The 19,069-nt window shown below is 70.3% G+C and carries 19 protein-coding genes and 1 pseudogene; 8 read left to right on the top strand and 12 right to left on the bottom strand.

Translation table 11 applies throughout. The annotated features are described in order from the left end of the window. Window positions 1-473: 473 nt before the first annotated feature. The gene (locus IE157_RS04575) at window positions 474-1,607 is read left to right on the top strand and encodes a dioxygenase family protein (protein ID WP_318281311.1); all 1,134 of its coding nucleotides are present in this window, start codon (window positions 474-476) and stop codon (window positions 1,605-1,607) included. Window positions 1,608-1,766: 159 nt separating this feature from the next. Here IE157_RS04575 and IE157_RS12820 read toward each other — a convergent pair whose 3' ends face one another. Beyond that, window positions 1,767-1,964 (bottom strand): hypothetical protein, encoded by a 198-nt coding sequence (locus IE157_RS12820; protein ID WP_305143065.1) that lies wholly within the window; start codon window positions 1,962-1,964, stop codon window positions 1,767-1,769. Between the two features lie 426 nt (window positions 1,965-2,390). On the opposite strand from IE157_RS12820, the gene IE157_RS04565 reads away from it, so the two are divergent. Next, entirely contained in the window at window positions 2,391-2,822 is a 432-nt protein-coding gene (locus tag IE157_RS04565; protein WP_193519347.1) for a MarR family winged helix-turn-helix transcriptional regulator, read from the top strand. 47 nt (window positions 2,823-2,869) lie between these two features. On the opposite strand, the gene IE157_RS04560 is transcribed toward IE157_RS04565, so the two are convergent. After that, complete coding sequence (locus IE157_RS04560; RefSeq protein ID WP_098056007.1) at window positions 2,870-4,627, bottom strand: oleate hydratase; 1,758 nt, start codon at window positions 4,625-4,627, stop codon at window positions 2,870-2,872. A gap of 89 nt (window positions 4,628-4,716) precedes the next feature. Here IE157_RS04560 and IE157_RS04555 point away from each other — a divergent pair, with 89 nt between their 5' ends. Continuing rightward, a complete protein-coding gene (locus IE157_RS04555) occupies window positions 4,717-5,463 on the top strand; it encodes a TetR/AcrR family transcriptional regulator (RefSeq protein ID WP_318281310.1) in 747 nt (248 codons plus the stop codon). Between the two features lie 114 nt (window positions 5,464-5,577). Here IE157_RS04555 and IE157_RS04550 read toward each other — a convergent pair whose 3' ends face one another. Further along, window positions 5,578-5,745, bottom strand: a complete 168-nt coding sequence (locus IE157_RS04550) for an arginase family protein (protein ID WP_404820571.1) — start codon at window positions 5,743-5,745, stop codon at window positions 5,578-5,580. Between IE157_RS04550 and IE157_RS04545 the strand changes: the two are divergent. From IE157_RS04545 to fmdA, 3 genes and pseudogenes are all read left to right on the top strand, one after another. Continuing rightward, a pseudogene (locus tag IE157_RS04545) lies at window positions 5,725-6,534 on the top strand (aromatic amino acid lyase); the annotation flags it as partial. The gene IE157_RS04550 and the pseudogene IE157_RS04545 sit on opposite strands and share 21 nt — an antisense overlap. 227 nt (window positions 6,535-6,761) lie before the next feature. Then, complete coding sequence (locus IE157_RS04540) at window positions 6,762-7,055, top strand: FmdB family zinc ribbon protein (RefSeq protein ID WP_193519230.1); 294 nt, start codon at window positions 6,762-6,764, stop codon at window positions 7,053-7,055. A gap of 58 nt (window positions 7,056-7,113) precedes the next feature. Further along, window positions 7,114-8,370: a formamidase gene (gene fmdA, locus IE157_RS04535; protein ID WP_193519229.1), complete on the top strand. Its 1,257-nt coding sequence runs from the start codon at window positions 7,114-7,116 to the stop codon at window positions 8,368-8,370. A 238-nt stretch (window positions 8,371-8,608) separates the two neighbouring features. Here fmdA and IE157_RS04530 read toward each other — a convergent pair whose 3' ends face one another. Genes IE157_RS04530 through IE157_RS04515 form a run of 4 tightly spaced genes read right to left on the bottom strand, consistent with a single transcriptional unit; the run spans window position 8,609 to window position 11,107 of the window. After that, window positions 8,609-8,968: an aldo/keto reductase gene (locus IE157_RS04530; protein ID WP_193519228.1), complete on the bottom strand. Its 360-nt coding sequence runs from the start codon at window positions 8,966-8,968 to the stop codon at window positions 8,609-8,611. 38 nt (window positions 8,969-9,006) lie between these two features. Beyond that, on the bottom strand, window positions 9,007-9,615 hold the full coding sequence (locus tag IE157_RS04525; RefSeq protein ID WP_193519227.1) for a DUF3349 domain-containing protein: 609 nt from the start codon (window positions 9,613-9,615) through the stop codon (window positions 9,007-9,009). Continuing rightward, window positions 9,612-9,884 carry a hypothetical protein gene (locus IE157_RS04520; protein WP_064845450.1) on the bottom strand — a complete coding sequence of 91 codons (273 nt, stop codon included), beginning with the start codon at window positions 9,882-9,884 and terminating at the stop codon, window positions 9,612-9,614. Before IE157_RS04520 ends, IE157_RS04525 begins: the two co-directional genes overlap by 4 nt. Next, entirely contained in the window at window positions 9,881-11,107 is a 1,227-nt protein-coding gene (locus tag IE157_RS04515) for an inorganic phosphate transporter (protein WP_085106897.1), read from the bottom strand. The genes IE157_RS04520 and IE157_RS04515 overlap by 4 nt, the downstream gene beginning before the upstream one ends. A 145-nt stretch (window positions 11,108-11,252) precedes the next feature. Here IE157_RS04515 and IE157_RS04510 point away from each other — a divergent pair, with 145 nt between their 5' ends. Then, window positions 11,253-12,818 (top strand): MFS transporter, encoded by a 1,566-nt coding sequence (locus tag IE157_RS04510; protein WP_193519226.1) that lies wholly within the window; start codon window positions 11,253-11,255, stop codon window positions 12,816-12,818. 178 nt (window positions 12,819-12,996) lie between these two features. Here IE157_RS04510 and IE157_RS04505 read toward each other — a convergent pair whose 3' ends face one another. From IE157_RS04505 to IE157_RS04495, 3 genes are all read right to left on the bottom strand, one after another. Next, on the bottom strand, window positions 12,997-14,451 hold the full coding sequence (locus IE157_RS04505) for a YeeE/YedE thiosulfate transporter family protein (RefSeq protein WP_098055569.1): 1,455 nt from the start codon (window positions 14,449-14,451) through the stop codon (window positions 12,997-12,999). A 191-nt stretch (window positions 14,452-14,642) separates the two neighbouring features. Continuing rightward, window positions 14,643-15,056, bottom strand: a complete 414-nt coding sequence (locus IE157_RS04500) for a hypothetical protein (protein WP_064845454.1) — start codon at window positions 15,054-15,056, stop codon at window positions 14,643-14,645. Further along, a complete protein-coding gene (locus tag IE157_RS04495) occupies window positions 15,057-16,007 on the bottom strand; it encodes an NAD(P)H-binding protein (protein WP_193519225.1) in 951 nt (316 codons plus the stop codon). 187 nt (window positions 16,008-16,194) lie between these two features. Between IE157_RS04495 and IE157_RS04490 the strand changes: the two genes are divergently transcribed. Then, complete coding sequence (locus IE157_RS04490) at window positions 16,195-16,431, top strand: hypothetical protein (protein WP_055085169.1); 237 nt, start codon at window positions 16,195-16,197, stop codon at window positions 16,429-16,431. A gap of 93 nt (window positions 16,432-16,524) precedes the next feature. Here the strand turns inward: IE157_RS04490 and IE157_RS04485 are convergent, their stop codons facing one another. Then, window positions 16,525-16,686, bottom strand: coding sequence for a hypothetical protein (locus IE157_RS04485; protein WP_164497787.1), 162 nt, complete (start codon window positions 16,684-16,686; stop codon window positions 16,525-16,527). 123 nt (window positions 16,687-16,809) lie between these two features. After that, window positions 16,810-18,993 (bottom strand): bifunctional anthranilate synthase component I family protein/class IV aminotransferase, encoded by a 2,184-nt coding sequence (locus IE157_RS04480; protein ID WP_318281339.1) that lies wholly within the window; start codon window positions 18,991-18,993, stop codon window positions 16,810-16,812. Window positions 18,994-19,069: the final 76 nt, after the last annotated feature.

Below are 19,069 nucleotides of genomic sequence, written 5' to 3'. Positions count from 1 at the left end.
TGGGACGTGCGTGGGACGTGCCGGATTCCAGGCCGGTCAAGGGACACCTGTCAGCCTGGCACACCCACCGGTGAGAAGGGACCGGGCACCGGCCTGTGTGGCATCGGCGCCGTGCGCAACACGTCCGACTCCCTCCCACCCCGCGGCGCCGTGTGGCTGGTCGTGGCACTGGCCGCGCCGGCCCTGGGGCTGCTGCGCACCACGATCGCCCTGAGCGTCGGGCCTACGGCAACAGCCCGCCGTAGCGCCGGTCCCACGGCACGCGGTCCGCACCGGTTTTGCGGACGACGTCACGCACGGCCTCCCCGGCCGTCCGGCACTGCGCGGGGCCCGGAGCCTGCTCCCCGTCAATCCACAGCCCCGGCACAAGCACACCCCACGCGCAGCACAGGCCGGTCGGACCGTGGATCCAGCCCGGCTCCGTAGCGTCGGGGTTTCGACGCGCCACTGAGCGCCTTCCGAAGGAGCATGTAATGAACCCGATCCGTCGACGCCGCGGCATCCGCACCTACCCGGCCACCTCCGAGACCTGCGCCATGCAGTCGCAGAGCACCGACCGCGACCACGCGGGCCGCCACCACCCCGGGCACCGCGACACCGGCGGCCCTGACACCGGCCACCCCCGCGATGGGGGTCACGACGCCTCCGGGGCCCTCCCCGCAACCGCAGCCGGCACGTTCGAGGGACGGGTCCTGGACCGTCCCCACGAGGACGTAGAGGACCAGGGCCTCGCTTTCGACCTCGGAACGCTGATCGACCGCCGCCGCGCGCTCGGCATCTTCGGGGCCGGCGCGAGCGTCTTCGCACTGGCGGCGTGCACGGGCACCACGACGTCGAGCTCGTCCAGTTCCGCCTCCGCCACGGCATCGGCGTCCGAGACCGCGAGCGCCACGCCATCGCCCTTCAAGACCTACGACGAGGAGATGCCGCAGGAGACCGCTGGGCCCTACCCCGGTGACGGCTCCAACGGTGCGGACGCGCTGGACGTCTCCGGGGTGGAGCGCAGTAACATCACCGCGAGCATCGACGGCGGCGCCGCGGTGGACGGCGTAGCCATGACCCTGACGATGAACATCGTGGACATGGTCAAGGACAACGGTCCCATGACGGGCGCGGCCGTGTACGTGTGGCACTGCGACCCGGACGGCAACTACTCCATGTACTCGGAGAGCGTGGAGGACGAGACGTACCTGCGCGGCGTCCAGGTGGTGGGCGACGACGGCAAGGTCACCTTCACGTCGATCGTCCCGGGCTGCTACGCGGGCCGCTGGCCGCACATCCACTTCGAGGTCTTCCCGGACATCGGCTCGATCACGGACGCCACCAACGCGGTGCTGACCTCGCAGATCGCGCTGTCGGAGGAGATGGCCAACACGGTCTACAAGGACTCCCGCTACCCGGACTCCGCCACGAACATGTCCCAGGTCACCCTGGAGACGGACAACGTCTTCTCGGACGGGGCGGACATGCAGATGCCGAAGGTCTCGGGCAGCGTGGCCAAGGGGTACACGGTGACGATCGACGTTCCCATCGACACGAGCACCGAGCCCACGGCCGCCGCAGCACCGGGCGGCGCGGGCGGTCCCGGCGGCGTCCCGGGCCAGTAATTCCGTCGAACGAGTGATCCCGCAGGTCCCGCCGTGGACGACGCCGCCGCACCGCCGGTTCCCCGGCACCCGTGCGCCGGGGCGCGGGGCCGTGTGGAGCGGCGTCGTCCACGGGTCAGGCGTCGCCGCCCGGGCGTGGGAGCCTGCCGGGGCGGGGACTCAGGGCAGCAGCCCGTAGACGATCCCGCTCACGGCCACGATGCCGGCCACCGTGACGAACACGTTGGAGATCTTCCCGCGGTAGGGCTCCAGCCGGGGGAGCCTGCGGATGGCGTACATCGGCATGAGGTACAGGATCACGGCGATCACGGGCCCGGCGAGGGACTCGATCAGCGACAGGATGCTCGGGGTGGCCACGGCCGCGATCCAACCCGTGAGGAAGATGAACGCCGCCGCGGAGGCCCGCTCGCACGGGAGCCGTACTCGTGCTTCATGGCCACCGAGAACTGGGAGATGGCCGGGGAGTGGTTGAACGCGAAGACGAGCACCGGGATGACCAGCCACTGGGTGATGATCAGCATGATCCGCTGACCGGTGAGCATGACCGCCATCATCGGTGTCACCAGCAGACCGGAGCAGCCAGCGCGGCGGTGGCTGTGGTCACCGAGGATCCTCCGGCCGGTGTGGACGTACGGTCGTGGTCATGCTCCGGCACCGGGGTCTCCGTGCTGTTGGGGGAAGGGCAGAGCGGAAGGATGCGGACACCCTGTGAGCCGGGCCATAGCTATACGCGACGTGCCCTCGTTGTTCCACAACCCCGCCGTGGTGGGCGCCTCCCGTACCATGGTGGGCATGGATCCCGAGTTCCGCCTGGACACGCAGCTGTGCTTCGCGCTGTACGCTGCCTCGCGCAAGGTGACCAGCGCGTACCGTGAACCTCTCAAGGCCATCGGGCTGACCTACCCGCAGTACCTGGTGATGCTTGTGCTATGGGAGCAGGACCACCGCTCGGTCCGCCAGCTGGGCGAGACCCTCGCCCTGGACAGCGGCACCCTCTCCCCGCTGCTGCGCCGCATGGAGGCGGCGGGCTTCGTGACCCGCCGCCGCAGCGAGCAGGACGAACGCTCGGTGGTCATCTCTCTCACGGACGCCGGGCGTGCTCTGCAGGAACCGGCCGCGGGGATGCAGCGCGAGCTGCTGGACGAGCTGGACATGTCCCCCAGGGACAGGAAGACCCTGCACATGCTGGCCCAGAAGCTGTGCCACGTACTGTGACGGCTTCCGGGTGCACCCGTGCAGGGTCGCTCAGCCCGCGCTGAGGATCACAGCACGCCGTACTCCTCGAGAAGCTCTCCCACCTCGCCGTTCTCCAGCCGACGACGCAGCCGCTTGCGCAGCGGTTCCGGCCCGGGGACCCGGACCTTCTCGCCGTCCCGCAGCCGGGTGAGGCCCTCGAGCAGCACGCGCACGTCGTAGGTGCTGCCCCACGTCTCGGGAACTCCGCGCTCCACGCCCATGAGCTGGTACACGGCCTCCATGCCGGTGCGCACCGAGTACTCGGTGGTGAAGATGCAGTCGCGGCCGGTCTCGGCGAACTGGCCGATGAACGCGAAGTTGCGGGCACCCTCGGGCACCACCCGGGGGCGGTCCCCCGCGTGGCGGGGCATGAAGAAGCTGGTCACGTACGGCATCATCACGGGAACCGTCTTGGCGCCGGTGGCCGCGAGCTCCGGGATCTCCTCCACGGGAACGCCCATGTGGTAGAGCCACTCCTGGGTGATCTCCTCGCCCGTGCACTCAGCCATGGTCTTCTTCACAAAGTCACCGGGAGTGTCCACGAACAGCGAGTAGACCCACACCACGACCTGGTCCTTCGGCTGCTTCTTGAAGTGCGGCTGGCGGTTCACGGTCCAGCTGAGCAGCCATGAGGAGTCCTCCGCCGTGACGATCCCGCCCGTGACCACCCGGCCGCTGAACGGGTCCCGCTGCGCGATCTTGCGGATGTACTCGGGGATCCGCTCGTCCAAGGTGGTGACGGTGGCGGACTCCCACTTGGTCTCGTCGATCGATGAGCAGAACACCTCGGGGCGCCCGAACGACGGGTCCTTGGCGGCGATCCGCTTCCACAGGTCCCAGGCCGAGGCGGGGCCGCGGTCTAGCGTGGCGGCCGTGGCGTGGTCGCCGTCGTTCGAGTTGTCCACGAGGGATCCGATGGTGGTGAACACGAGGTCGTGCTCACCCAGTTCCTGGGTCTCGGTGGAGCCCTCGCGCACCCAGTGGATCGCGGTGGCACGGATCTCGCCGTTGCGGTGGGCGAAGTCGATGTCGCGGACATCGGTGTCGTACTGGAAGGTGACACCGCGCTCGGTGAGGTAGGAGATCAGGGGCAGCACGAAGGACTCGTACTGGTTGTACTTGGTGAACTTCAGCGCGGAGAAGTCCGGCAGCCCGCCGATGTGGTGCACGAAGCGGTGAAGGTAGAGCTTGAACTCCAGCGCGGAGTGCCACTCCTCGAACGCGAACATGGTGCGCCAGTACATCCAGAACGGGGAAGCCAGGAACTCCTTGCTCATGACTTCCTGGATCTGCTTGCCCTCCATCTCCTCACGCGTGGCCAGGAAGATGTGCAGGAGGTCCTTCTGGGCGCGCTGCGGGAGGTCGAACTTGCCCTCGTGGCCCGCGTCCTGGCCCTGCTTCACGGTGGCGCGGCGCAGGGAGTAGTTGGGGTCGTCCCGGTTGAGCCACGCGAACTCGTCCAGCACGGACGCGCCCTCGATCTCCAGGGACGGCACGGAGCGCATCATGTCCCACAGGCACTCCATGTGGTTCTCGAGCTCACGCCCGCCGCGGATCACGAACCCCTTCTCGGGCACGTCCAACCCATCCAGGGCACCGCCGGGCAGCCGGCCCTTCTCCACCACAGTCACGTTCTCGCCGGGCACGCCGGCGTCCCGGACCAAGAACACTGCCGCCGCGAGTCCGGCGAGACCGGATCCCACGATCCACGCGCGGGTGTCCTGTGCGTGCTCCGCCGGGCGGGGCCGCATGAAGGCCTCGTAGTTGCCTGCTGTGAACTGCATGTCGTTCCTCCTTCCGCGGGGGCGTCACCTTGGCGCTCCCTGCGTTCATAATTGAGCATACTCAATTTTGAGTGCAATACAATTATCCGGTGGAGAAAATTCAGAACCCGACGCCCCGGCGCAGAGCACACCCCCTGGAACACGTGGCCGCCCGCGTGAGCCCGCGCGGCCCCGGGCGCCGCGAGATCGCCAAGGCGCAGAAACGCGCCCGCATCCTGGCCGCCGCCCGCTCGCTCATGAGCGAGAAGGGCTACGCGCAGATGTCCATGAGCGAGGTCGCCTCCCGCGCGGACGTGGCCGCGGGCACCGTGTTCCAGTACGCCGCCACCAAGGCGGAGCTGCTGATGATGGTCACCGAGAACATCTGGGCGGACCACATCAACGACACCCTGGACGCCACCCCCGACCCCGGCCACCGCTCCCCCGCTGCGGTGGTGGACGCCATCATGGACTCACTCGCCCCGGTCTTCGACATGGCCGTGCACTGGCCAGAGACCACCGTGTGGATCGCGCGGGAGATTCTCTTCGGCGAGGACCTCCCCCACCGCCGCGAGGTGTTGGTGCTGGTGGAGAAGCTCGAGATCCACATCGCGCGGATGCTCGCGGGCTGCCGCTCCGCCGCGCACGCCGGCACTACGCCTCTGGATGTGGGCGCACGGATGATCGTGACCAGTGGGCTCGCAGAGCTCAACCGCGCCCGCCAGGGCCGCGCCGAGCTGCGCCTGGTGCTCGAGCGAATGCGGGAGATCGTCGCCCTCGTGGCCGCGGGCGTGGACAGTGCACTTCCTCCCGCGCACGATGCCGCTGCCCCCGCCTTCCCGGCGACCGCCCGGTAGTCCGTACCCGGGAAGGCGAGGTTGCGCGCGGACCCGGCGGTGCGGCGTCGCCGTACGGGCGTGGAAGAACCCCGGCTCGCAGATGGGCCGGGGCTCTTGGAGCGCAGGGATCAGCTACGGGGCAGGGTGATCAGCGCGGTGTGGTCGTCCAGCGGCGGTGCGCGCGGTGCGCCCGTCCGCATCGAGTGCCGGTAGCAGTTCGACCACGTCCACCAGCGCGAGCTTCTCGCTGCGGGCCACGCGCCGACAGATCTCCCGGATGACCTCACGCCCCTCTCCCACTGCGCGCTCGTGCTCATGGGCGAAGGGCGCGCCACCAGGCCCGACGGCGTGTTCGTCCCCGAGCTGCACGAGCCGTTGCGCCCCCACCCGGGCCAGAAGTATGCCGCTGCGAACATGCTCAAGGCGCTGGAAGACTCCGGCATCGTGGCGTACGCCCTGAACATCGCGCAGCAGGAGCTCGCCGCGGCCGTGGACAACCCCGTGGTGCTGGACGACGGCACCGTGAGCTCCAACGGCAACTTCCACGGCGCCCCCGTGGCCTACGTGCTGGACTTCATGGCCATCCCCATCTCGGACCTGGCCTCCATGTCCGAGCGCCGCACGGACCGCATGCTGGACCCGGCCCGCTCCCACGGCCTGCCCCCGTTCCTCGCGCAGGACCCGGGCAGGGACTCCGGGCTGATGATCGCCCAGTACACCCAGGCCGGGCTGGTCTCGGACATGAAGCGCCTCGCGGTGCCGGCCTCGGTGGACTCGATCCCGAGCTCGGCCATGCAGGAGGATCACGTGTCCATGGGCTGGCACGCCGCCCGCAAGCTGCGTCAGGCCGTGCTGAACCTGCGCCGCGTGCTCGCCATCGAGCTGCTCACCTCCACCCGCGCTATCGCCCTGCGCGCTCCCCTGGAACCGGGCGCGGCGGCGTCGGCGGTCATTGCGGATGTGGACGGCCGCGTGGGCGCACCCGGTGAGGACCGTTTCATGGCGCCGGAGATCGAGGCCGCCGAGGAGTACGTGGCCTCGGGGCGCCTGGTGCGCACGGTCGAGTCCGCGGTGGGTCCGCTGAACTGACCGGCACGCGCGGGGGCGGGGCACGACGTCGCCCGCGCGTCTCCCCGCGCGCGGCGGGGACGCGCGGTGCGGAACGCCGCGTTTGCGGGGAGGCTCTGCCGCTGGATATTGGGTTGTCGGGGGCAGGACCTCTCCCTGCGCGTCCGGCCTCCCGCAGGGCAGCCCCCGGCCCTGTCCCCTCTTCAGACCGGGTTGTATTGTGGCTTACACGCGTGAAGGGAGCGTCCATGCCCGTCTACGAGTTCCGGTGCGAGGCCTGCGGGCCGTTCGACGCCCACCACGCCATGGCGCAAGTGCCGCGCTCCCAGGACTGTCCCGCGTGCGGCGCGGACGCACGGCGCGTGTTCTCCGCTGTGGGCCTGTCCCGCGCGAACTCTGCCCGGGCACGCGTGATTGACGACGCCGCCCGCACGGCTGACGTGCCAGACGTCGTCCGATCTTTGCCCCGCCAGCTCGGTGCCCCCGGCGCGGCCCCGGCCGTGACCCGGGACCCCCGGCACGCGAAGCTGCCGCGGCCGTAGCTTCCCCGCACTGCCGCGCGGGAACCGCCCGCGGGGCTCTCCAGAAAGGTCACGGACCATGCCAGAAGTGATTTTCCCGCTGGACTCGACCAAGCCCTTCACCGAGCAGAAGCTGACCGGCCACAACCGCTGGCACCCGGACATCCCGCCCGTGGCCACGCTCAAACGTGGCGAGAGCTACCGCATCGACTGCCGCGAGTGGTTCGACGGCGCCATTAAGAACGACGACTCCGCGGACGACATCCGGGACGCACCCCTGAACCGGGTGCACGCACTGTCCGGGCCGTTCCGGATCGAGGGCGCGGAGCCCGGTGACCTGCTGATCGTGGACATCCTGGACGTGGGGCCCATTCCGCAGGAGGAGGGGCCGCTGGCCGGGCAGGGCTGGGGCTACACCGGGATCTTCGCGCAGAAGAACGGTGGCAGCTTCCTGGTGGACCAGTTCCCGGACGCCTACAAGGCCGTGTGGGACTTCCGCGGCGGCGAGTGCACTTCCCGGCACATCCCCGGCGTGAAGTTCACGGGCATGGTCCACCCCGGTCTCATGGGCACCGCGCCGTCCTCCGAGCTGCTGAAAACGTGGAACAAGCGCGAGGGCGATCTGATCGCCACCGATCCGCAGCGCGTGCCCCCGCTGGCTCTGCCACCCGAACCCGACGCCGCGATCCTGGGTTCGCTGACCGGCACCGACTTCGACCGCGTGGCCGGCGAGGGCGCCCGCACGGCTCCCCCGCGCGAGAACGGCGGCAACCAGGACATCAAGAACTTCACCAAGGGCTCACGAGTGTTCTACCCGGTGTACGTGTCCGGGGCGAACCTCTCCATGGGTGACCTGCACTTCTCCCAGGGGGACGGTGAGATCACGTTCTGCGGCGGCATCGAGATGGGCGGGTTCATCGACATCCACGTGGACGTGATCAAGGGCGGCATGGACACCTACGGCGTGAGCGAGAACGCCATCTTCATGCCCGGGCGCAACGGTCCGGTGTACTCGGAGTGGCTCGCGTTCTCCGGAACGTCCGTGACGCTCGACGGCGAGCAGCGCTACCTGGACTCCCACCTGTCCTACCAGCGCGCGATCCTGCACGCGATCGACTACCTCGCCAAGTTCGGCTGGTCCAAGGAGCAGGCGTACCTGCTGCTGGGCGCCGCACCCATCGAAGGCCGCTTCTCCGGTGTGGTGGACATCCCCAACTCGTGCGCCACGGTGTATCTGCCCACGGAGATCTTCGACGTGGACATCCGCCCCTCCGCCAGCGGCCCCACGCAGGTGGATCCGGGCATGGGCGCGCCACGGGCGATGAACCCGGGCTGATCCGCGCGGTTCGCCGCTCCTGATCCGCCCCGACGACATCTGGGGCGGGAAGTGCCCGGCTTCCATGCCACCGGACAGTCGTTTCCCGCCTCAGATGCACGGCGCCGCCGGGAGACTCCCGCGCGCCTCATGCCGCGGCGTCGAGCTCCCGCAGCACCTCGTCAGGAAGGTGCACTCCCGCCGCCTCCACGTTCTCGCGGAGGTGGTCCGGGCTGGCCGTACCCGAGATGACGAGTGACTACGGCGAGCGCGCCAGGACCCACGCGAGTCCCACCTGGTTGGGGGTCACCCCCAGCTGCTCTGCGATCTCGCGTGCGCGGGGGTCCTCGATGACGAGCCCGGGCTGCATGTCCATGCGCCGCAGGTAGACCACGTCCAGGTGGTCGGTGCCGAGCGAGCGCAGGTTCTCGTGGACGGCGTCGCGCAGCTCGGAGGGCTTCTGGGCGGCCGTCATGGGCGCGGGTCCTTCGGGGAGCGGCCGGGCACCCACCTTGCTCGCGTAGAACACGGCGTCCCGGTCCGCCCCGGACGACGCCGCCCGCGCCAGGCTCCCCAGGCCGTAGCCCATGCGCGCGACGTCGCGCGAGACGATGCCCACACACCCGGCCTTCGCAGCGGGCGCGCCCTGGTAGGTGGTTACGAGCGGGTCTCCTCGGTCTGCCCCGGATCCGCGGCCGGATCCTGCGGCTCCTCCAGCGGCCAGCCGTGCGCGGCGAGCATCGCGCGGATGCGCTCCATCTCCTCCGGCTTGGGCTCGTCCTCCGTGGCCCGGTGGATCGCAGCGCGGGCGTCCGCCTCGGAGAGGGAGGTGCCCTCAGTGCGGGCGTCCGTTGCGAGCTGCTCGGCGATCGCGGCCATGTCCTCGTCGTTGAGCTGCGGGCGCAGCACCGCCAGGACCGGGAGGTAGTCCTGCGCGGGCACGCCGTGGGGGTAGTCCGCGCGCAGCCAGTTCATGGCGCGGGCCACGTAGCCTGGCTGCCGGACGGGGGCATCCGGACCCGGCCCGGCGAGGGGCCAGCCGGCGCGCGCGAGGGTGGCGGCGACGTCGGCGAGCTGCTCCGCGGACGCGGAGGCGGCCACGAGCGTGTCATGGCTGGGGAGCTCGAGGGCCTCCAGGAGGCGCTCCGCGCGGCGGGAGCCCACCGTGCGCACGAGCAGCTCCGCCAGAACGGGGCGCGCGTCCTCGGGGACACCCTGGGGATAGGCGGCTCGGAGGTGCTCCAGCGCCGCGTCGAAGGTCATCATCCGAACACCGAGATCCCTAGGTAGTGGTCCAAGCTCTTCCGGGTGATCCACAGGACCCCGATCACCACGGCGGCGAGCACGATGGCAAAGCACAGCACGGCGCCCGCGAGCGCCACGGCGTTCCTGCGCGCCGTGCCGTCCGGGCCCGGCGGCAGGGTGGCGCGGCTCCACAGGGCGATGCCCACCGTGAACAGCGCGGGCAGTCCGGCGCCGAAGCAGAGCCCGGCCAGCAGCACGGCGAGGGCAGATTTCGCCATCTGGGCGATCATGAGCGAGCCACCTCCTGGGTGTCGGCCCGGTCCGGGTCACCGGGGGCCACGGAGTGGGTGTTCTCGTCCCACTCGGCATTGACGTTGTGCCGGTCCACCTTCTGGTGCCGGGAGCGAAGGAAGATCACCGCGGACGCCGCCGCCAGGAGCAGGAAGATCACCACGGCTCCCGGCAACCCGCCCACGGCCCGGGCGATGATGAAGCACACCGCACCCACCACGGCCGCGGCGGGGAGGGTGAGTAACCAGCCCACCACCATGCGCCCGGCCACGCCCCAGCGCACCCGTGCCCCGGGCTTGCCGACGCCCGAACCGAGGATGGATCCGGTGGCCACGTGCGTCGTCGACAGCGCCATGCCGAAGTGGCTGGAGGTGAGGATGATCGCGGCCGAGGAAGCCTCCGCGGCCATGCCCTGCGGCGGTTCGATCTCCACGAGTCCCTTGCCCAGGGTGCGGATCACGCGCCAGCCGCCCAGGTAGGTGCCGAGCGCGATGGCCACGGCGCACGTGACGATGATCCACGGCGGCAGCCCGTTGTCCTCGATTCCCTGGACGCTCAGATTCCCGTGGGCGATCAGCGCGAGGGCAATCACGCCCATGGTCTTCTGCGCGTCACCCGTGCCGTGCGCGAGAGACACCATCGACGCTGTTCCCACCTGTCCCCAGCGGAAGCCGCGGTCCTTGTGGCGGTTCGAGGCGGCGCGGCTGATGAGGTAGACGAGCGCCGTTCCCACCGCGGCCACGCACCCAGCGATGAACGGGGCGAGGGCGGCGGGGACGAGGATTTTCTGGACCACACCGGACCAGTTGACCCCGGCGACGCCGAGCGAGGCCAGGCCGGCGCCGATCAGCCCGCCGAACAGCGCGTGCGACGAGCTGGAGGGCAGACCGAACAGCCAGGTGGCCAGGTTCCAGAGGATGCCGCCGATGAGTCCGGAGAAGATCAGCACCAGCGCGAGAGTGGGGTCCAGGCCGTGAACCAGTCCGCCGTCCGAGGTCTGGATGAGCAGGACGTCCTTGGTCACCGTGGTGGCCACCTCCACGGAGAGGAACGCCCCCACCAGGTTCAGCACCGCGGACAGTGCAACCGCCGTCCTGGGTGAGAGCGCACCGGTGGCGATGGATGTTGCCATGGCGTTGCCGGTGTCGTGGAATCCGTTGGTGAAGTCGAAAGCCAGTGCGGTCACGACCACCAGGCCCAGGATCACCAGTTCAACTGTCATGCCTCCAGGATGACGCCCCCCTGTCCCGCGCACCAAAACCGCCCCCGGGACGGCACTGGGACAGCACCGGGGTGCATGCGTCCGGCACGATCCGCCGCAGGGAAACATCGCCCAGCGCGTCTGAGACCGGGCCCATAATGCGTTCATGACCTCTGACCCCCACCGTGATCCGGACCCCGGCGAGACCTGGCACGAACGCTCCCCGGCCACGGGAACCGGCGAGCTGCCCATCCTCAGCCCGCGCCCGGATCCGCAGACCCACCGGGGCTACGCCCACGGCACGGATCCGCGGCGGTGGCGGATCCTGGCCGTGCTGCTCGTGGCCATCTTCATGTCCCTGGTGGCCGTGAGCATCATCAACGTGGGGCTGCCCTCCATCCAGGAGGGACTGGGCGCCTCCGAGTCCCAGCTGCAGTGGATCCTCTCCGGCTACGCGCTGACCTTCGGTGTGGTCCTGGTGGCGGGCGGCCGCGCCGGGGACGTGTTCGGGCGTGGGTTCCTGTGGATGCTCGGGGTGGCCATCTTCACGCTGTCCTCGATCGCCGCGGGCCTGGCACCGGATCCCACCATGCTGATCGTGGCCCGCTTCGTGCAGGGTGTGGGCTCTGGGCTGCTCAACCCGCAGGGCGTGGCCATGATCCAGCAGTACTTCAAGGGCGCAGAGCGCGGGAAGGCGTTCGGAATGCTGGGCAGCGCAGTGGGTGTCTCCGTGGCCATCGGCCCCGTCCTGGGAGGTCTGCTGATCCAGACGGGCGGCGCGGCCGAGGGCTGGCGGTGGCTGTTCATGGTGAACGTCCCCGTGGGCGTCGTCGCGCTCGTGCTCGCGTTCCTCTGGTTCCCCCGCCCGCTGCTGCGCAGGCCCGAGGGCACCACCATCCGCCACGCCCTGCGGGAGATGGACCCCACGGGTGCGGTGCTCCTGGGCATCGCGCTGCTCGCCACCCTGCTCCCGTTCATCGAGGCCGGCTCCCCCGGCACGAGCCCGTGGGTGTGGGCCCTGCTCGCGGTCGCCGCCATGTTCCTGGCCCTGTGGATCGCGTGGGAGAAGCACTTCAAGGCCTCTGGGCACCAGCCCATGGTGGACCTGGACATCTTCAGGGTCAGCAGTTTCCTCAACGGCACCCTGCTGATCTCGCTGTATTTCCTGGGCATCACGAGCGTGTGGGTGCTTGTCACCCTCTACATGCAGAAGGGGCTCGGCCACACCGCGCTGGCCGCCGGTTGCGTGGGCCTGCTCAATGCCTTCGCGAGCGCGGTGGCCTCCAACCTGGCCGGCAGCCGCGTGAACCGGATGGGCCGCAAGATCGTGGTGCTCGGCATGCTCAGCGTGGTTGTGGGCCTGCTGCTGAGCATGGCGGTGATCCTGCTGCACGACTCTTGGCACATCAGCGAGTGGTGGCTCGTGCTCACCCTGGGCTTCGTGGGTTTCGGCCAGGGCGCCGTGGTGAGCCCCAACCAGACACTCACGCTCGCGGAGGTGCCACTCGAGTACGCGGGCAGCGCCGGTGGCGTGATGCAAACCGGCCAGCGCGTGGGCACCGCCGTGGGCATCGCCATGATCACCGCGGTGGCGTACGGAGTGATCGCCGGCCAGGGCTGGTCCGTGGGCATCGCGGCGGGACTGGGCGTTGTGGTGCTCGTGGTGCTCGTCGCCCTGGCCGTGGCCCTGCGGGACATGCGCCACCGCGCCCGGAAGGACTCTCGCGCCTGAGTCACGGCGCGCACACCACGGCACCTCCGGAGTGCTCGCCCCCCGGTGGGCCCACGCTCCGCACTGTTCCGGTGGTACGACGACGCCGCCGCGCCCTCCCTGCCTCGGCCCCCGGCGGGCGGGGTCCATGGAACGCAGAGGTGGCGCGGCGGTGTCGTGAGCGGGGGCTCTGAGTGGGTCAGCCCTTCTTGAGGGTGATCTGCCAGCTGGCGTCGCCCTTCTCCACGAAGTCGGTGACCTCGTGGCCGTCCGTGGCCGCCCACTGCGGAATGGCCTCGGTGGCCTGGGTGCAGTCGAAGTCGATCACCAGGTGCTCACCGGTCTGAAGGGTCTGCATGACATCCTTGGCCTCGATCAACGGGAACGGGCACACGGCACCGAGCGAGTCCAGGGCATAGTAGCCGTCCCCCAGGCCTGTGAGCTTCTTCGATGGTGCACCTGCCGGGTCCTTGACCATGAGCGCGGCGGGTGCCGCAGCGAAGCCCGAGAACACGTTCGCACCCGAGGTGCGGGGAGCCCCCGCGGTGGGAGCGGCGTCGATCGAGTTGTCGTCCGGTGCGGTGGCGCCCACCGTGTGGTCCAGGCTCTGAGCAGTGGAGTAGGTGCCGTCTTCGCCGGTGGCGGGCTGCGTAACGGTGGGCTTGAGCCAGATCCTGGTGGCCGCGGCCACGCCCAGGGCGATGAACAGCAGCGCGATCCAACCCTGGAACGTAAACAGGCTGGTCTGGACCATGCCGTTGCCCACTGTGCAGCCACCGGCCAGGGCCGCGCCCACACCCATGAGCAGGCCGCCCGCGATGGAGCGCACCGTGGTGGTGGCGTCCGGCACGCGCACGCGGAATTCACCCGTGGACTTGGCGGCGATGAACGAGCCCACCAGGATGCCGAGCACGAGCATCACACCCCAGTCCAGCTTCCCGTCCGCTCCGGTGACCAGGAAGTTCAGCAGGTTGGCGGTGGGGGTGGTGATGCCCAGACCGTCGTTGCGGCCGGTCGCGGCGGACAGCGGCCACGCGATGACGCCGAGCAGACCCACGAGCGCGCCGGCAGTGTAGACGTGCAGGGGCTTCTTCCATGCGGGACGGCCGTTCAGCCGTGCGGGCTTCACGGTGTTCTTCTCGCGGTTGAGGAAGTGGCGCACCATCACACCGGTGACCGCTGTCAGGGCGATCACGAACAGCCACGGGGAGACGCCCAGGGCACTGGGGATGGTGGTGAGCCCGGTGTCCCACTGCTTCATGCCGGAGTTGAAGCCCTTGAGCACGCCGGTCTTCATGGCGGACGCGGACAGCGCGTACATGGCCAGCGCGATCCACGAGCCCACGAGGCCCTCGCCGGAGCGGTACCACGTGCCGGAGGCGCACCCGCCGGCCAGGATGATGCCGATGCCGAACATGAATCCGCCCACGATCACCGCGAGGGGCGCGAAGGAGGGGTAGTTGGGGGAGATGACGCCGGCGGAGGTCAGGGCGGTGAGACCAATAGCGTGCACGGAGATCACCACGAGCAGCGCGGCGAAGGTCCGCCACGACTTCTGCAGGAAGACGTCCCGCAGCATGCCGGTGACGCAGAAGCGGCCGCGCTGCATGACGATGCCCAGCAGCGCGCCGATGACAAGTCCGGTAAGGATCATAGGTGAGTACCAGTTTCCCGCGCACCGGAAAGAGGGCGCGTTCGGAGGAAGGGACGATGAGATGAGGGATCGAAAAAGACTCCGTATACTCAACTCCTCACCGGGGGCAACGTCCAGGTTGTCGTCACAAAGTGTCACACTTCCCGGAAACGACCCGAAGTACCTACTCGTGAGGTATTAGCGACATTGCGTCACGTTGTCCGGCGCGATACCGCCCGCAGCGCCCCGACGGCACCCTCCCCCGCCCGACTCACGGACATGGGCACCTGCTTGAAAACCTCCCGCGGGATCGGGGTCCGGCACAGCTGCGCGGTCCGCTCCACGTCCCAGTCCACGAGCACGAACCACTCATCGCCCTCCCGCACGACTTCCCGCACGGCGCCCGTGGCGCACAGCTCCTGCCGCTGGGACAGGTAGGCCCAGATGGTGTCCCCCGCCGTCATGGTTCGGTAGCCCGTGCGCAGGCACCACCGATCCGCGGGCTGCGAGCGCCCGATCGCCTCCCACACCGCCGTGGCGTCCTGGCGGGTGCGCCAGTCGGCGGGCATGTGCTGCCCGTGAGCGGCCGGGTTGATGGGAAGCAACCAGTGGGTCTCCGCGGCCATTCACGCGCCTCGCGATTCGGTCGTGGCGTTCGACGCCGCGCCCCGCCCGGTCCCGGCGTCACACTCGGCGGCATCGCCGGAGGCTCGCCCGGCGTCGGCGTCGCGCTCCTCCGGCGACGACGCTCCCAGCAGCGCGTCGTACCCCTCCCGGAACGTGGGGTAGCGCCACCGGGATCGAGGAACCAGGGAGTGCACGAGCGCCCCGTCGATGATCTTGCCGAGCGGCCCCTCCCCCGCGGGCGAGTTGTCCGGGGGCACCGCGACACCCAGCCGCGCCGCGAGGTGCGTGACGACGTCACCCAGCTGAGCGGCGTCATGATCCACGGCGTGCAGCAACCGCGGCGGCTCGGGAGCATCGAGCACGGTGGAGAGGACCGTGACGAGATCGTCCCGGTGGATCCTGTTGGTCACGCGCCGGTGGGTGACAGGCGTGGCCGTGCGGACCCGCTCGATCAGGGACGTGCGGCCGGGCCCATAGATCCCCGCGGGGCGCACGATGACCAGGTCCGGGAAGAGATTGGCGGCGAGCTCCTCCGCGGCGAGCAACACGTGGGCGGTGGCGCGCTGAGGGTCGGGCGGGGTGGCCTCGGTGACGGCCTCACCGTCGGTGCCGCCCAGGACGCCCGTGGAGGACACGAGCACCACGCGCGGCGCGGCGTCGGACGGCAGGGCCAGGTGCAACCCGCGCAGCGCACCCAGGTAGGTGCGTTCGTAGGCGGTCGCGTCGCGGCCGTCGGCAGTGAGGGTGACCACCACGGCGTCGGCCGCGGGAAGGACGGCCTCCCCCGGGTCGGTGAGGTCCAGAGAGACCGGCTCGATGGGCTCGGGCAGCGCGTCCGCGCGGCGCCGCACGCCCACCGCGCGCACTCCGCGTTCGGCGAGGCGCAATCCCAGGGCGGTCCCCACGTCCCCGCAGCCGGCCAGGAGCACTGTTGCAGCGGAATCATTCATGGCACCAGCCTGTCATGTCCGCGCGACGGCGCGTGGCCCGGCTCGCTGAGGGAAAGGAACGGTGCCATGACCGGGCAGAACCCGATCCATCACCCCCCTTATTATTTGGCCCTCCGGCATCTACGGTGGAGGTACCCAGCCCTGCTTCACCACCACTTGCTCAGCAGAGCAGAACGGAGATCACACCATGATCATGAAGACCCTGCACGACGCCGGTATCCGCTCCGAGTACGCCTACACCGCAGGCATGGGCTCGATCGCCCTGTCCTTCGTGTCGTGGGGAATCTCGCGTCTCAAGAGCGACGACTCCAAGGCCCAGTCGGACCGCTGGGGCATTTTCGTGGGCCACTGGGCGCCCACTTTCATGAGCGTGGGCCTGGCTCTCGCCCAGTACGAGCAGACCCTCGAGAACAAGAAGAAGTAGCCACCGACCCCGCAGTCACTCGGCGCAGAAGAACCGCCCCGCACCTTATTGGTGCGGGGCGGTTCGCCTGTCAGCGGCTGCCCGGTGCGGTGCTCAGTGCCCGTAGCCCTGGGACTGCTCCTCCGTGCCGGCCTGCTCCTCGAAGAACTCCTGCTGCTCCTGGGTGTTCGCCTGCTCGGCGGCCTTCTGGCGCTGCTCGTCGGTGTCCACCTGGCTGACCGACTCGGTGTTCTCGTCCTGCGGGTTCTTGCCCATGGCTGCGCTCCTTCGCGGTTGCGTGGTGCGCCGCCCCGAGCTCCGCGGCCCGGACGACGGCGCCGTGCCCCGAGCATCCTCACCTCACCGGGTCGTGTCAATGGGGGCGATGCCGCCCGTTCGTCACGGGGCGTCCGCGAGCGCGCGCTGCACCCACGCCGTCACGGGCCCAGGGGCCCACGCACCCACACCGTGGATCTCCCCCACGGGTCGGGCACCCCGCAGGGCGTTGGTCACGAACACCTCCGACGCCCCAGCGATGTCCGTGAGAGTGATGTCCTGTTCACGGACCTCGTACCCGGCGGCCCGCAGGGTCGGGAGCACCCGGGCGCGCATCACCCCGGGCAGGATCCGGCCGTCAACGGGCGGGGTGGTGACCACACCACCGCGCACCACGAACACATTTGCACGCCCGGTCTCCAGCACCGTGCCACCCTGGTCCACCAGCAGCGGGTCACACACCGGTGACCACGGACCGGGTGTCGTGTTCAGGTCGCGGCGGTCCGCCCACTTGTGACGGCCCCACCCGCCGGGCACCACCACCGGGCGCAGCACCCACGGATCCACGGGAGGGGCCGCGCCGGGAGGGTTCAGCGGGGCGTGGGTCATCTCGAGACACAGACTCCCAGCGTCCGGAACTGCCGTGACCCGCAGCCGGTGCGGGCCATCCAATCCGGCAGCACGCTGGCGGACCTGCTCTGCGAGCGCGCCCGGCAGCTCATGGGAGAAGCACGCCCGCACGCTGCTCCCGAGCCTTGCCAGGTGCTCCACCAGCTGCTCGGGGCGCCCCTCGCGGACGAGCATCGTGGTGAAGACCCCCAGGGAGGGGTCGGGGGTCGAGCGGATCACGGACGCGTCCCGCAGCGAGGCTGCCGTGCGCGACGGTGCCCCACCGCCTCCCACGCACGCCGGGGTCGCCACCTCCGAGGACTCCGCGTGCTCACGCCACTCCCGGGACAGCTCGGGCCCGAAGCGGGCGCCGACCGCATCCAGCAGCGGGGCGGCCTTCACGAGGGTCTCGAACGCCTCCCCGTCCGGGTCCGAGTCAGCGACGATCCCGCCGCCCACACCCAGGCGCACCGTGGCGCCCGAGAACTCGAACGTACGGATGGCCACGTTCATGGCCAGCCCCGCCACGGGACTCGCGTACCCGATCCCACCGGTGTAGACGCCCCGCGCGGTGGTCTCCAGGGCGTTGATGATCTCGGTGGCCCTGACCTTCGGCGCCCCCGTGCACGAACCGGGCGGAAACGTGGAACGCATGAGGGCGGCGTCGTCGAGCCCGGGGCGCAGCGTGCCGTGGACATCCGCGACCAGGTGGTGGACGCCCGTGTGCGGCTCCACGCGCGGCACGGCGGGGCTCAGGACGGAGCCGGGGACGCACACGCGGGAGAGGTCGTTGCGCATGAGGTCCACGATCATCACGTTCTCGGCGCGGTTCTTGGCGGAGGCGTGCAGCTCGCGGGGGTCCGAGTCCGCGGGCGCGGTGCCCTTGATCGGGGACGTGAGCACGGCGGTGCCCGTCCGACGCAGGTAGAGCTCGGGCGAGAAGCTGGCCACCGCGCCGCCCGGCACGCGCAAGAACCCGGCGAAACGCGGCCGCAGCCGCTCGTACCCGGTGCAGAACAGGTCCAGTGGGTCACCGTCGAATGCCGCTGTGAGCTCTCGGCAGATGTTCGCCTGGAAGATGTCCCCGTCCCGGATGTGCGCCAGCGCGCGCCGCACCGCCTTGGCGTGGGCCGCGCCGGTCACGGCGGCCTCGAACGGCCCGCACCGGTACGAGCGCGGCGCGGACGCCCCGGACGAGGACGCCGGGCCGGCCCCGAGCGCCCGCTCCACCGCCGCGATCGTCTCAGCCACCCGGGCAGGGTCCGCACCGGGCAGGGACTCACAGAACCAGCGCTCCGCCGCGCTGTCGTGCACCAGGACGTGGTCGTAGCGCGCCAGGTGGTGCTCCGGCAGACCGCCCGAGTGCGGAGGTGCGGGCGGGAGCGACTCCAGGCGACGTGAGAGCTGGTACCCCAGATAGCCGAGCCACCCGCCGCCGAAGCGGGCGGGATCGGCGGCGGGTGGCTCGGCGCAGGGGCGAGTCAGAACGCAGAGATCGTGCCGGTTCCCGCCCGTGCTGGGCGGGGCGGCACGCGCCACGGCGGGAGGATCGTCGTCGTCCGCGGAACCCAGAGCGGCGAACGGGTCCTCGTCCGCACCGAGCACGCGCGCGGGCCGGATGCCGATCACCGCGTCCCCGTGCATCCAGTCCCCGAGCAGCGCCGCGAGACCGGGTTCAGCATGCAGCGCGCGCAGCATCTGCACGGGTCTCACGCGATGCGGCAGAGGGTGTCGGGGCACGGTTTCCTCTCGTGGGGCGCCGGGGAGCAGCTCG

The organism is Kocuria marina (assembly GCA_014652975.1).
GTDB lineage: Bacteria > Actinomycetota > Actinomycetes > Actinomycetales > Micrococcaceae > Kocuria > Kocuria marina.
The sequence above is the reverse complement of the archived record's forward strand: the minus strand, read 5'-3'. Positions and strand labels throughout refer to the sequence as shown.